This window comes from Variovorax sp. V15 (assembly GCF_041154425.1).
GTDB lineage: Bacteria > Pseudomonadota > Gammaproteobacteria > Burkholderiales > Burkholderiaceae_C > Variovorax > Variovorax guangxiensis.
In genome coordinates this window covers 890,028-903,407 of the sequence record NZ_AP028659.1, presented here as the reverse complement: position 1 = coordinate 903,407, position 13,380 = coordinate 890,028, and the positions used below count along the sequence as shown (strand labels likewise).

Genomic DNA, 13,380 nt, shown 5'->3' with positions numbered 1-13,380 from the left:
TGCAGCCAGCCCAGCCACCAGTGGCGCGCGACCGGCTGTCGCTTGACCGGAGCCTCGTATCCGAAGGCCGAGTGCAGAAGTGCGTTCAATCTCATGGCAGTGCTTTCAAAACCCGGGCGAGGCGCGAAAGGCCCACGCCCGCGGAACTCTTCGCCAGCACCCAGTCGCCGGGCTGCAGCAGCCCGCCAAGCGCTGTCGACAGATCGGATACATCGACGAACCAGTGCGAGCGGACCTTGGTGCGGATGCGCGCATGCAGCGCGCGCATCAGCGGGCCGCACAGCAGCACGCGGTCGGGCTGCGATGCGAGCAGCTCGGCCTCGAGGTCGAGGTGGTGGCGTTGCGCGGCGGGGCCGAGCTCCTGCATGTCGCCGAGGATCGCCACGCGCCGCGCCGGCTCGCAGGGTGCCTGCGACAGCAGCTCCAGCGCCGCGCGCATCGAGCTCGGGTTGGCGTCGTAGGTCTCGTCGATCAGCTTGAAGCTGCCGCCGCCGATGTGGATGGTGTGCAGCGCGCCGCGTCCGCCCGGCGGCTCGAAATGCGCGAAGGGCTCGACCGCGGCGGCCAGCGGCAGGCGCATGGCCTGCAGCGCGGCGAGCGCGGCGATGGCGCTCGCGCCCATGTGCCGGCCCGGCGCGTTCAGCCGCAGCTGGAAGGGCTCGCCCGCCACCAGCGCCTGCACCTCGCCGTGGTCGAAGGCCAGCAGGCGCACGTCGGCGTCGCGGTGCTCGCCGCAGGTCACGATCTGCAGCTGCTGCGCCATCGCCGCTTCGGCGAAGGTGGCGAACTCGGGCATGTCGCGGTTGAGCACCACCGAATCGCCCGGCGCCATGGCCTGGAAGATCCGGCTGTCCATGCGCGCGGCGGCCTCGCTCGGGCCGCGGTGCTTCTGCGACGCGGCGGAAAGCCCCGTCACCACGACGAGCGAAGGCCGCACCAACTGGGCCGACGCCGGCATGTGCGAGGTGCCCATCTCCAGCACCCAGTAGGCGGCGTGCCTGGGCATGCAGGTCATGTTCCACGCGATGCCCGAAGGCAGGCTCACGTTGCCCTCGGGCTGGCCGACCTCGCCCCACACTGTGAGCGCGCCGGCCAGCATCGCGGCCACGGTACTGCTGCCCGCGCCACTGCCGAGCACGCCGCACACGCGGCCGGTGAACTCGGCGCGCGCATGGTCGCCGAGCTCCAGCACCGCCTGCAGCACGTTCTGCACCTTGAGCACGGGCACGCGCTTGTCGAGGTGCGGCTTGGGGTCGGAGCACAGCACCGCGGCAGCCGGCTGCAGCACGCCCTTGAGCGTGACGGCGGCCAGCGGCGTCCTGGAAGGCCGCGTCTGGTGGTCGAACACCACGCGGCCCTTGCGCATGAAGGAGCGCTGCGCCACGCCCGCGGCGCGCCAGCCGTCCTCGGGCTTGACGACCCACTCGCCGCCGGTCACGCGCGCCATCTCGCTGGCGGTCCACACGGCGCCGTCGTCGCGCCCGCCGCCGGAGCCCGTGCCCGCCGCACCGGGCGCCGCGCGACGCTCCACCAGGTAGCGGTGGTAGGCGGCGAAGCCCGAGAGGTACTGCTCCACGTCGTCGATGCGCACGCGGAACGAGTGATGGCGGATGAAGAACGAGCCCACCACCGCCGAGGGCCGGCGGAAGTACATCGCCATCTCGGGCCAGAAGAAGCCGTTGAGCAGGTAGTGCGCGCGGTAGTCGAGCGCGCGGTAGAACTTCTCGGTGTCGAGTTCGTCCAGAAGGTGCCGCATCGCGGGCATGCCTTCGAGCCGCTGGAGCATCTGCTGCGCGGCCAGCATGAGTTCGAGCAGCGTCGGGAAGGTGGTCTTCCGGTCGAGCACGAAGTCGAGATACCCCGCCACGTTCTGCAGGCCGAAGCGGAAATACTTCTCCTGCGGGCTCCAGTGCGTGAGTTCGCACACGCAGCAGCTGAGCCAGTGATCGTGCGCCTGCCAGTGCTGGCTGGCGATGAAATGGTCGAAGGCCTTCTCCACCACCGCCAGCCACTGCGGCTCGCGCGTGAGCGAGTAAAGGCGCATGAGCGCGAAGGCGGCCTCGCCGTCGTAGTAGATGATGCGCGAGGCCTGCTTGACCGTGAGGTCGGCCGCGTGCAGAACGTGGTTGAAGCGGCCGGTGGCCGCATCCTGCATCGAGGCGATGCCCAGCGCGAGCTTCTCCAGCAGCGGCAGCCAGCGGCGCGTGTCCATCAGCTCGCAGTACTTCACCAGCGCGAGCACGCAGGCCGCGTTGCCGCCGAGCTTGATCTCGCCGCCGGTGTCGACCAGGAAGGCCACCGCGCGCCCGTCGAGCAGCGTGTACTCGCGGATCAGCGAGATGGTGAGATGGTCCAGCGCCCGGTCGATGGCCGCGCGCAGCGTCTCGTCGCGCGTGAGCTCCCACGACTCGAGCATGGCGTAGACCGCGCTCGCGTGGCGCATCGCGTCGTAGGTGGGAATGCGGCGGTCGAAGCACGGGAAGTAGCCGTACACGAAGAGGCCGTCGCTCTGCACCTGGCGCGCCAGGTACGACGAGCCGCTGCGCACCAAATCCATCACCGACTGCGGATTGAGCGCCGGCAGCTGCCTGCGGCCCGCGTCGAGCCCCGTGCCCACGAGCTTGTGCACCACGCCGTCGGGCTGGCAGAACACGCCCACCGTCGCCAGCAGGTAGACGGGCTGGTCCGAGGGCATGTCCAGCGGCGGCGAGCACTCGAAGCGCGCCTGCCCGTAGACCTCGAAGTTGCGTGCGTTGACCACCGAGTGCGCGATGGTCGAGTCGCCGCACAGCATGGCGTTGGCATTGAGTTCCTGCTCGGTGAAGGCGAGCGTGAAATCCTTGTCGAAGGCCAGGCCGAGGCGGAAGTAGTTGCGCTTGACGGCCGTGAGCTGCGTCTTGAACTGGGCCCAGTCCATAGGGCTCGCGCCCTCGACCCAGTCGATGCGCAGCCACGGCGAGACGATGCCGCGCTCGCGCACCCAGCGCTCGACGTGGCCGGCGCCTTCGCGCCACGCGGTCTCGAAGTCGGCGGCCCGCGCGTGCACCACGTGCGCGCGCTGCGCGCCGTCGCTGACCGAGAAGAACAGCGTGAACGCCGGGTAAGGGGCAGGCAGCGCCGCGCACACCGACGCGAGGCGTTCGTGGCAGGCGTGGAGCTGGTCTGAGAAGGACATCATTCGGCCCCGTTCGGATGCGGGAAACCGGCCACGCCCGTCATCTGCTTTCGCTCTGGTGACGTGTGCGTGGTCCGGGGACTGCCACCACCGAGGTCATCGCGGTGACCCGGCTTCAGCGATAGCTGAATTCGGCTCGGCGATTGAGCTGATAGCCCTCCTCGGTGGTATCGAGCGATGCCGGTTTCTCCAGGCCCCAGCTGATGGCCTCGATGCGCTCGGCGGGCACGCCCAGCTGCGTGAGCGCGCGCTGCACCGCGTCGGCGCGGCGCTGGCCCAGAGCCAGGTTGTATTCGCGGCCGCCGCGCTGGTCGGTGTGGCCTTCGATCACGACCCTGCTCTGCGGCCGGTTGCGCATGAAGCTGGCGTGAGCTTCCACGACGTTCCGGTCGGCAGGCCTGATGTTGTATTTGTCGAAGTCGAAATAGACGATCTTCGGCACGCCGGCCGGTCCGTTCTGCACCGGTGGCGGCGGTGCCGGCTCCACCTTCGGCACCGCGGTCGCAGCCTTGTTCGAGTAGTAGTAGGTCGCATCGTCACGGCCGGTCTTGGGGGCCGCGCAGCCCACCAGGACTGCGCCGAGCGCGACGATGGCCACTGTCTGGAAATTCTTCTTCATATCGGTCCTTTCGCGGGACAGGCCGGTGGCGGCCTGTCCCTGGTGCTGCGGCAAGCTCCCTCGCCCCTCTTCCTTCTTGTGTTCTTGCTTCCGGTGTCCGCCGATCAGCCCAGCAGGCCGTGGAGGATGTTCGTCACCGGCGAAACCGTGTGCTCCACCAGGCTGGTGATCGGCGTCACGACTTCCGTCACCAGCGGGGTGATGGCATGTTCGACGCCGCTCGTCACGTTGCTGACGGCATCCGTCACCGGGGCAGCCGCCGTCGTGGCGCCAGCCAGGATGTCGGTCACCGGCGCCGTCACGTCGTGCGCCGCGCTGGTCGCATTCGAGACGATCGGCGAGACGGCATCGGTCACGCCGCCAGCGACTTCGCTCACCGGCTGCAGGATGTTCGCCACCGGGCTGTCGCCACCGGTCAGGCCGCCGAGCAGGCTGCCCACCAGGCCGTCCTGGCCCAGGAGGCTGCCGACGAGGCCGTCGTTGCCGAGCACGCCATCCAGCAGGCCGCCCGTGTCGCCACCGGTCACGGTGCCGAGCAGGCCACCGACCAGGCCGTCGCTGCCGAGCACGCCATCCAGCAAACCGCCAGCGTCGCCGCCGGTCACGGTGCCGAGCAGGCCACCGACAAGGCCGTCGCTGCCGAGCACGCCGTCCAGCAGACCGCCAGCGTCGCCGCCGGTCACGGTGCCGAGCAGGCCACCGACCAGGCCGTCGCTGCCGAGTACGCCATCCAGCAAGCCGCCAGCGTCGCCACCGGTCACGGAACCGAGCAGGCCGCCGACCAAGCCGTCGCTGCCGAGCACGCCATCCAGCAGGCCGCCAGCGTCGCCGCCGGTCACGGAACCGAGCAGGCCACCGACCAGGCCGTCGCTGCCGAGCACGCCATCCAGCAGGCCGCCAGCGTCGCCACCGGTCACGGTGCCGAGCAGGCCACCGACGAGGCCGTCGCTGCCGAGCACGCCGTCCAGCAGGCCGCCAGCGTCGCCGCCGGTCAGACCACCCAGCAGACCGCCGACAAGGCCGTCGTCACCAAGCACACCGTCGAGCAGGCCGCCGGCGTCGCCACCGGTCAGGCCACCCAGCAGGCCACCGACCACGCCGTTGTCGCCGAGGATGCCGTCGAGCAGACCGCCAGCATCGCCGCCGGTCAGGCCACCCAGCAGGCCGCCGACCAGGCCGTCGTCGCCGAGGACGCCACCGAGCAGACCGCCGTCCCCACCGAGCACACCGCCCAGCAGGCCGTCGTCACCCAGCACACCACCGAGCAGGCCGCCGTCGCCACCGAGCACGCCGCCCAGCAGGCCGTCGTCACCCAGCACACCGCCGAGCAGGCCACCGTCCCCGCCGAGCACGCCGCCCAGCAGGCCGTCGTCACCCAGCACACCGCCGAGCAGGCCACCGTCGCCGCCGAGCACGCCGCCCAGCAGGCCGTCGTCACCCAGCACACCGCCGAGCAGACCACCGTCGCCGCCCAGCACGCCACCCAGCAGGCCGTCGCCGGACAGGACGTTGGCCACGCCGTCGGTCAGGTAGTCGACTTGCGTCGTGACGCCGTTCAGCAGCGCGGCCGTCGTGTTCGTGCCGAGCAGCTGGTCGGTCAGCGGGCTCAGCAGGCCGGAGGCACCGCTCGCCACCTGGCCGACGAGGCCGTCGACCGGGTCGAGCACGTTGGGATCGTTTTCCGAGAAGCTGGTGCCGAGCACCGGGCCCAGCAGGCCGTCGACCGTGTCGGTCAGGCCGTCGGCGACGCCGACCACCGGTCCGAGCACATTGGTCAGGCCGAGCCCGCCCAGCGCACCTTGGCCCAGGCCGTCGACCAGGTTGCCGAGCACGCCGTCGGCCGGGTCGAGCAGCGCCGCGCCGGTACCGGGGGTGCCGCCACCGCCGACGCCGTCCAGCAGACCGCCGAGCAGGCCGCCGACGATGCCGTCTTCACCGAGCAGGCCACCGACCGGGCCCTCTTCGCCCAGCACGCCGCCGACCAGGCCGCCAGGCCCGAACAGGCCGCCGGCGATGCCGCCGTCGCCGAGCACGCCGCCCAGCAGGCCGTCGTCACCGAGCAGGCCGCCGACAAGACCGTCGTCGCCGAGCAGGCCACCCACGAGGCCGTCGCCGCCCAGCAGACCGCCGACCAGGCCGTCATCGCCCAGCACGCCGCCCAGCAGGCCATCGCCACCGAGCAGGCCACCGGCGAGGCCGTCATCACCCAGCACGCCGCCGAGCAGGCCGTCATTGCCGAGCACGCCGCCCAGCAGGCCGTCGCTGCCCACCACGCCGCCAAGGAGACCGTCGTTGCCGAGCAGGCCACCCACGAGGCCCTCGTCACCCAGCAGGCCGCCGACCAGGCCGTCGTCGCCAAGCACGCCGTCGAGCGCGCCACCGAGCAGGCCGCCTTCGCCACCGAGCAGGCCGCCCAGCGGGCTGTCGGCGAGGATGCCGGAGATGGCGCCGTCCTGGCCCAGCAGGCTGTCGACCAGGCCGCCGTGGCCCAGCAGTTCGCCGGTGAGGCCACCGCTGCCCAGCACGTTGGCCAGGGTGCCTTCGCCGCCCACCAGGCCGCCGACGAGGCCGTCGTTGCCGAGCAGGCCGCCCACCGCGCTGCCGTCGCCGAGCAGGCCGCCCAGCAGGCCGTCGTCGCCCAGAAGGCCGCCGGTCAGGCTGCCCACGGCGCCGTCGCCGAGCAGGCCGCCCACGACGCCGTCGCTGCCCAGCACGTTGCCGAGCACGCCGCCCAGGGCGCTGTCTTCACCGAGCAGGCCGCCGACGACGCCGTCTTCGCCGAGCAGGCCGCCGACCAGGCCGTCTTCGGCCAGCAGGCCGTTCACCAGGCTGCCTTCGCCCAGCACGTTGTCGAGCGTGCCGCCCAGCAGGCCGTCGTTGCCCACGAGCTGGTCGGTGAGGCCGCCGAGGCCGAGCGCGTCGGTCAGGCCGCTGATGATGCCGTGGTCGCCGATGAGGTTGGTCAGGCCGTTGTCCAGCGCGTCGGTCAGGTAGTCGACCTGGCCCGCCACCGTGCCGAGGATGGCGCCGGTCGCGCCCTGGCCCAGCAGGTTGTCGAGCGTGGGGCTCAGCGAGTCGCCCAGCAGGTCGGTGACGCCGCTCACGGTGTTGTCGATCGGGTCGAACTGGTTGGGGTCGTTCGGCGTGAACTCGCTGCCCAGCAGCGGAGCCAGCACGTCGTCGAGCGTGTCGGTCACGCCATCGACCGCGTTGGTGACCGGGGTGAGCGAGTCGCCCAGGCCGAGTGCGCCGCCAAGGCTGTCGGTGACGTGGTTGACGAGGCTGTCGCCGGGGTTGAGGAGGGCGTCTGCGTCGGCATCGGCGTCCGCATCAGCGTCGGCATCCGCATCCGCATCCGCATCCGCATCGGCATCCGCATCGGCATCCGCATCGGCATCCGCATCGGCATCGGCATCGGCATCGGCATCGGCGTCGGCATCCGCATCCGCATCCGCATCGGCGTCCGCGTCAGCGTCGGCATCCGCATCCGCATCCGCATCCGCATCCGCATCCGCATCGGCATCGGCATCGGCATCGGCGTCAGCGTCAGCGTCGGCATCGGCATCGGCATCGGCATCGGCGTCAGCGTCGGCGTCGGCGTCGGCGTCGGCGTCAGCGTCGGCGTCGGCATCGGCATCGGCGTCCGCATCGGCGTCACCGTCCGCATCCGCATCGGCATCGGCGTCCGCATCCGAGTCGGCGTCCGCGTCGGATTCACCGGGGTTGTTCGGGTTGCCCGAGCCGACGAGCAGCGGAACGACGCTGTCGCTGCCGCCGCCACCGCCGCTCAGGGCAGCGCCCAGCGCCGCGGCGCCCAGGGCGCCGAGTGCGAATTCGCCCAGCCCGATGCCACTGCCGGCAGCGAGCTTCTTGGTGACGGCCAGTGCAGCGGCGTCGGCGTCGCTGTCGGGCGGGGTCACCTGCAGGTCGCCCGAGGCGACATCCACGTTCACCTGTTCGAGGCCGCCGGGCAGCTTGGTCGAGCCGATGGTGGCGTCGGTGCCGCCGGTGAACACACCTGCGAGCGGGGCCTTGTTGGTGGCCGATCCGGGGAAGAGGACATTGGCGTGGCCGTCCTGCGGGACGAGCACGCGGTCGCCGGCCATCAGTGTCTGATTGCCATCGACGGGAATGCTGACACCGTCGCGCATGACGGTGACGCCGGGCGTGGCGTTCGATAATGTGCCGATGCTGGCCGGGGCGGCAGCTGCGGCAGGAGCGGCCGGGCTCACCACGCCGGGAGTACCCAGCGGAGTGACGGTGGCCTGGGCGAGAACCACAGGGGCAGCGCCAGCGGCGGCAAGTCCCTCGGTCGAGTTGGTCGATGCTTGTTGAGCGGTCATTGGGCAGCCTCTGTGACAAAAGATGCCTACTCAGGGGCAACTAGCGTGCCGCTTTTGCGAGGCGCCATGCCAAAGCCGCCTCGAACACCGCAACTCGTTGATTCGTATGGAAAATTTTCTTTTTGCAGGGCCTCAGGCGGGGTGTGGAAACAGCTCGTAAGGAGGTCAATCGGCGATTCGTTACGTTACGAAGTAACGCCGCGTACCCGGAACGTCCGACACATCCGAGGCACCGCGAAGCCGCCGAAAAAGCAGTTCGCGCCGGCCCCTCCCTCTCATCTTTTCGCCACCTCTATATAGATATATGTTCAACCCTTCCCAGGAAGACGTGCGCCGCTTCTTCTGCGACGTCTACGCCAAGCACCGCCAGGGCCTGCCGATGGAAGCGCTCGAGACCATCGCCGCCGGCTGGATCGACCAGCACCCCGAGTACCACGAAGACCTGGCCGACGCCGACGCGGCGGTGGCGCGCGTTTACGACGGCGCCAACGGTCGCGAGAACCCGTTCCTTCATCTGTCGATGCACCTGTCGATCAGCGAGCAGTGCTCCATCGACCAGCCGCGCGGCATCCGCCAGGCGGTCGAGCTGCTGGCGGCGCGGCGCGGCTCGCTGCTGCATGCGCATCACGAGGCGATGGAGTGCCTCGGGCAGATGATGTGGGAGAGCCAGCGCGCCGGCCGGCCGCCGGATGGCGAGGGTTATGTGGCCTGCGTGCAGCGCCGGGCGACGAAGGACTAGCCGCCACGCTTGCGCTTTGCCGCGGGAGGTACGCCCCCCTGCTGCTTCGCCGCCTCGCGCAGCAGCGCGGCCATGGCGGCTCGCAGGGCCGAGGGCTCGGCATCGCTGCGCTGCAGCAGTCCGACCGGCTCTTCCGTGCCGGCCGTCTCTATGCGCAGCCGCACGAGGCGCCCATCGTCCAGTTCGCCGCGCGCGGCGCCCAGCGGCGTGATCCACACCGCATCGGACACCGCCACCAGGGCGCGCGCCACCGCCACGTCGAGCGTCTGCAGCGCGTTGGCCGGCAGCACGAGGCCACGCGCCGACAGGAAGCTCTCGGTGTTGTGGCGCGGGATCGTGCCCTCGCCGTACACCACCAGCGGGTAGGCCAGCACCGCCTGCACCGACACCGCCTTGTGCGCCAGCGGATGGCCCGCGCGCACCGCGAACACCAGCGCCTCGGTGTGCAGCAGCTCGAAGCTCAGGCCGCCCATCAGGCGCGGATCGCTCATGCGGCCCACCACCAGGTCGAGCTCGCCGGCGCGCAGCTCGTCGAGCAGCGCGGCGTTGGCAGCGCTCTTCACCACGATCTGCACAGAGGGGCGGCTGTCGCGCAGCCGCGCCAGCGCCTGCGGCAGCAGGGCCGGCGCCACGCTGGGCAGCGCGCCGATGCGCAGCCGCTCGATGCGCTCGCCCGCCGCGGGCGCCACGGCCTGCGCGCTGGCGTCGAGCGCCTCCAGCACGCGCAGCGCATGCGCCAGCAGCTGCTCGCCGGCGGCCGTGAGGCCCTGCACACCGCGCCGGCCGGCGTTGCTGCGCTCGACCAGCCGCGTGCCGGCGATGGCCTCGAGCTCGGAGAGCGTCTTCGACACCGCCGGCTGGCTCAGCGCCAGCCGCCCGGCGGCGCGCGCGAGATGGCGCTCCTGCGCCACCGTGACGAAGCAGCGCAGGTGCCGCAGCTGCACGTTGCGCACGAAGTCCTGGCGGAGATCGGTGAGGGGGTCTTTCAAGTGTGGGCTTTCAATTCCTGCTGGTTATTGAAAACGTAGCAATCTTCAATTTACATCATCGGATGCCGCTTCTACAGTGGCGGCTTCCGGATTCGTCCCACGACAGGAGACAACGTTGACCAAGATCCAGGGCCCCTCGCCCATCCTCACGCCGCGCGACTGGGATGCCCACCCCAGCTACATCTACCCCGGCTACAAGTCCACCGTGAAGCGCGGCCCGCAGAAGCCGCTGATTCCGCTGAAGGCCTCGCTCGGCGAACTGCAGCAGCCGGTGTACGGCCACGACAGCATCGGCGAGTTCGACCACGACCTCACGCGCAATGCGCGCAAGAACGGCGAGCCGCTGGGCGAACGCATGATCCTCACCGGCCAGGTGCTCGACGAGCGCCGCCGCCCGGTGGCCAACACGCTGGTCGAGCTGTGGCAGGCCAACGCCGCCGGCCGCTACGTGCACAAGGTCGACCAGCACGACGCGCCGCTGGACCCCAACTTCCTCGGCGCCGGCCGCTGCCTCACCGACAGCGAAGGCCGCTACCGCTTCCTCACCATCAAGCCCGGCGCCTACCCCTGGGGCAACCACCCCAACGCCTGGCGTCCGCAGCACATCCACCTGTCGCTGTTCGGCCAGAGCTTCGCGAGCCGCCTGGTCACGCAGATGTACTTCCCCGGAGACCCGCTGCACCAGTACGACCCGATGATCACCGGCACCCCCGAGCGTTATCGCAACCGCCTGATCGCCGACTTCAGCCTCGACATCACCGAGGACGGCTACGCACTGGGCTACCAGTTCGACATCGTGCTGCGCGGCGCCGACGAGACGCCTTTCGAGAACCGCTGAGCCAGGAGACACACACCATGCTGATGACCGCACTGGAAGCCGACTTCGGCCAGACCCCCTCGCAGACCGTGGGCCCCTACTTCGCCTACGGCCTCACCGCCACGCAATACGGCTACGACTTCGACCAGCCCTTCGACGCCGTCCTCGCGCTCGACAGCGCCAAGGGCCAGCGCATCCGCCTCGAAGGCCGCGTGCTCGATGGCGACGGCAACCCGATCAACGACGCGATGGTCGAGATCAGCCAGCCCGACGGCGAAGGCCGCTATCCGCAGACGCCCGAAGAGGCGCGCGCCATGGGCTTCCGCGCATTCGGCCGCGTGGGCACCGGCACGCACGAGGGCAACCGCTTCGTGTTCCACACCGTCAAGCCCGGCGCCGAGTCGCCCGGCGAGGCACCGCACATCAACGCGATCGTGCTGATGCGCGGCCTGCTGCTGCATGCCTTCACGCGCATCTACTTCAGCGACGAGGCCGAAGCCAACGCGAAGGACGCGGTGCTGCAGAGCGTGCCCGCCGAGCGCCGCCACACGCTGATCGCCGAGCGCGTGGAGCAAGGCGGCGCCGTCACCTACCGCTTCGACATCCGCATGCAGGGTGCGGACGAGACGGCGTTCTTCGACGTCTGATCCACCTGATCTCTCAGGGAAATCCCGGACACAAAAAAGCCCGCTGACGCGGGCTTTTTGTTTCTTGAAGCGCTCGGCCTGCTTATTCGGCGCCGTGGTGGATGCGCGACTCGGGCACCGTCTTCAGCTCGCCCGGCAGCGAGCTGATGTAGCTGGCCAGCGTCTTCAGTTCGGCGTTGGTGAACTTCTTCTCCTCGACCTGCTGGCCCATCACAGCGTTCGAACGGCCCAGGTGCGAGTTGTTCTTCACGCGGTACGACTTGAGCGCGACGAAGAGGTAGTCGGCATGCTGGCCGGCCAGCTTGGGCACGGTGCCGTCGTTGGGCGTGTTGAAGTTGGCGCCGTGGCACTTGGTGCAGCTGTTGTCGGCGTTGCGGGTGATGAGGGCCTCCACGTTGGCCGGCGTGGGCTTGGCCAGCGTGGCGGGAGGTGCGCTGCCGTCCTTCACGCCGAGCTGGCTGTAGTAGGCGGCGACGTCGGCGATGTCCTGGTCGGTGAGCGTGTCCGCGATGGCGCGCATGGTGGGATGCTTGCGGTCGCCGCCCTTGTACGCGGTGAGCGCTGCCGTGATGTACGTGGCGCTCTGGCCAGCGATCATCGGCACCTTGTGAATCTCCGGGAAGCTGGCCTGGTAGCCGATGATGCCGTGGCAGCCCACGCACATCTGTACCTTCTTTGCTCCGTCCTGGGCCTTGCCAGTGACTTGTTGGGCTTCAGCCGAGACCGTCACGGAAGCGACAGCAAGGGCAAACATCGTGGTCAACAACTTGTTCATTTTGCGCGCACAATCTCGTGGAGAGTACAGTTTTTCGGATCAACATTCGATTATATGCAGGGGTCCCCTGGAACCCTGTGCAGGCCAACCCTGAGGCTGCACGACGCACATCGGGTGTGTTCTTTTCTCCACCCAGCCTTCGCTCCACCCATCGCACTCATGAAATTCCAGGGCTCAGACAACTACGTCGCCACTCAGGACCTGATGCTCGCCGTCAACGCGGCCATCACGCTCAAGCGCCCGCTGCTCGTCAAGGGCGAGCCCGGCACCGGCAAGACAATGCTGGCAGAGGAAGTGGCCCAGTCGCTCGGACTGCCGCTTCTGCAGTGGCACATCAAGTCGACCACCAAGGCGCAGCAGGGCCTCTATGAATACGACGCCGTGAGCCGCCTGCGCGACTCGCAGCTCAAGGACCTCGACGGCGGCGAGCGCGTGAGCGACATCAACAACTACATCGTCAAGGGCGTGCTCTGGCAGGCCTTCACGGCCGACCAGCCAGTGGCGCTCTTGATCGACGAGATCGACAAGGCCGACATCGAATTCCCGAACGACTTGCTGCGCGAGATCGACCGCATGGAGTTCTACTGCTACGAGACGCGCGAACTCATCCGCGCCAAGCACCGGCCGGTGGTGTTCATCACCTCCAACAACGAGAAGGAACTGCCCGACGCCTTCCTGCGCCGCTGCTTCTTCCACTACATCAAGTTCCCCGACGCCGAGACGATGAAGCACATCGTCGCCGTGCACTTCCCCGGCCTCAAGCAGGAGCTGCTCGCGGCCGCGATGAAGACTTTCTACGACGTGCGCAACCTGCCCGGCCTGAAGAAGAAGCCCTCCACCTCCGAGCTGCTCGACTGGCTCAAGCTGCTGGTGGCCGAGGACATCCCTCTCGAAGCGCTGCAGAGCAAGGACGACAAGGTCGCCGTGCCGCCGCTGGTGGGCGCGCTGCTCAAGAACGAACAGGACGTGACGCTCTTCGAGAAGCTCGTCTTCATGCAGCGCAACAACCGCTGAACCCATGAGCGGCCAGAAACACTCCACCAGACAGCTGATGAAGCTGGGCATCGCTCAGGCGGTGCTCTTCATGGTGGGCGCGATGCTGGGCCGCGGGCTCGGGCTGCTGCTGGGTTTCGACGCTTTCGGCAGCGGCGAATACAACAAGCGGGAGCTCATCGGCATCGCGCTGATCGGCCTGGGCGGCGGTGCCGGCGCACAGGCCGCGCGTGTCTGGTACACAGGCAAGTACGGCGACCCGCGCGGCTGAAGAAGGACACGA

General features: G+C 69.5%; 10 protein-coding genes. 5 read left to right on the top strand and 5 right to left on the bottom strand.

Annotated elements, in window-relative coordinates; all coding sequences use genetic code 11:
- Positions 1-91: 91 nt before the first annotated feature.
- The 3 genes from ACAM57_RS04360 to ACAM57_RS04350 all read right to left on the bottom strand — a co-directional run bounded on the left by ACAM57_RS04360 (position 92) and on the right by ACAM57_RS04350 (position 8,137).
- Positions 92-3,178 (bottom strand): Mur ligase family protein, encoded by a 3,087-nt coding sequence (locus tag ACAM57_RS04360; RefSeq protein WP_369660816.1) that lies wholly within the window; start codon positions 3,176-3,178, stop codon positions 92-94.
- Between the two features lie 112 nt (positions 3,179-3,290).
- Positions 3,291-3,794 carry a peptidoglycan-associated lipoprotein Pal gene (pal, locus tag ACAM57_RS04355; protein WP_369660815.1) on the bottom strand — a complete coding sequence of 168 codons (504 nt, stop codon included), beginning with the start codon at positions 3,792-3,794 and terminating at the stop codon, positions 3,291-3,293.
- Between the two features lie 104 nt (positions 3,795-3,898).
- Complete coding sequence (locus ACAM57_RS04350; protein WP_369660814.1) at positions 3,899-8,137, bottom strand: hypothetical protein; 4,239 nt, start codon at positions 8,135-8,137, stop codon at positions 3,899-3,901.
- A 304-nt stretch (positions 8,138-8,441) separates the two neighbouring features.
- Between ACAM57_RS04350 and ACAM57_RS04345 the strand changes: the two genes are divergently transcribed.
- Positions 8,442-8,876 carry a DUF1841 family protein gene (locus tag ACAM57_RS04345; RefSeq protein ID WP_184640781.1) on the top strand — a complete coding sequence of 145 codons (435 nt, stop codon included), beginning with the start codon at positions 8,442-8,444 and terminating at the stop codon, positions 8,874-8,876.
- Here ACAM57_RS04345 and ACAM57_RS04340 read toward each other — a convergent pair.
- Positions 8,873-9,865: a LysR substrate-binding domain-containing protein gene (locus ACAM57_RS04340; protein WP_369660813.1), complete on the bottom strand. Its 993-nt coding sequence runs from the start codon at positions 9,863-9,865 to the stop codon at positions 8,873-8,875. The two genes, ACAM57_RS04345 and ACAM57_RS04340, sit on opposite strands and share 4 nt — an antisense overlap.
- A gap of 124 nt (positions 9,866-9,989) precedes the next feature.
- Between ACAM57_RS04340 and pcaH the strand changes: the two genes are divergently transcribed.
- Entirely contained in the window at positions 9,990-10,703 is a 714-nt protein-coding gene (gene pcaH, locus ACAM57_RS04335) for a protocatechuate 3,4-dioxygenase subunit beta (RefSeq protein ID WP_184640953.1), read from the top strand.
- 23 nt (positions 10,704-10,726) lie between these two features.
- Positions 10,727-11,329, top strand: coding sequence for a protocatechuate 3,4-dioxygenase subunit alpha (gene pcaG / locus ACAM57_RS04330; RefSeq protein WP_369662391.1), 603 nt, complete (start codon positions 10,727-10,729; stop codon positions 11,327-11,329).
- A gap of 82 nt (positions 11,330-11,411) precedes the next feature.
- On the opposite strand, the gene ACAM57_RS04325 is transcribed toward pcaG, so the two are convergent.
- Complete coding sequence (locus tag ACAM57_RS04325) at positions 11,412-12,104, bottom strand: cytochrome c (RefSeq protein ID WP_295987940.1); 693 nt, start codon at positions 12,102-12,104, stop codon at positions 11,412-11,414.
- Positions 12,105-12,263: 159 nt separating this feature from the next.
- On the opposite strand from ACAM57_RS04325, the gene ACAM57_RS04320 reads away from it, so the two are divergent.
- Positions 12,264-13,118 (top strand): MoxR family ATPase, encoded by an 855-nt coding sequence (locus ACAM57_RS04320; protein ID WP_126023576.1) that lies wholly within the window; start codon positions 12,264-12,266, stop codon positions 13,116-13,118.
- Positions 13,119-13,122: 4 nt separating this feature from the next.
- Positions 13,123-13,368 carry a hypothetical protein gene (locus tag ACAM57_RS04315; RefSeq protein WP_369660812.1) on the top strand — a complete coding sequence of 82 codons (246 nt, stop codon included), beginning with the start codon at positions 13,123-13,125 and terminating at the stop codon, positions 13,366-13,368.
- The last annotated feature ends 12 nt before the right edge of the window (positions 13,369-13,380 follow it).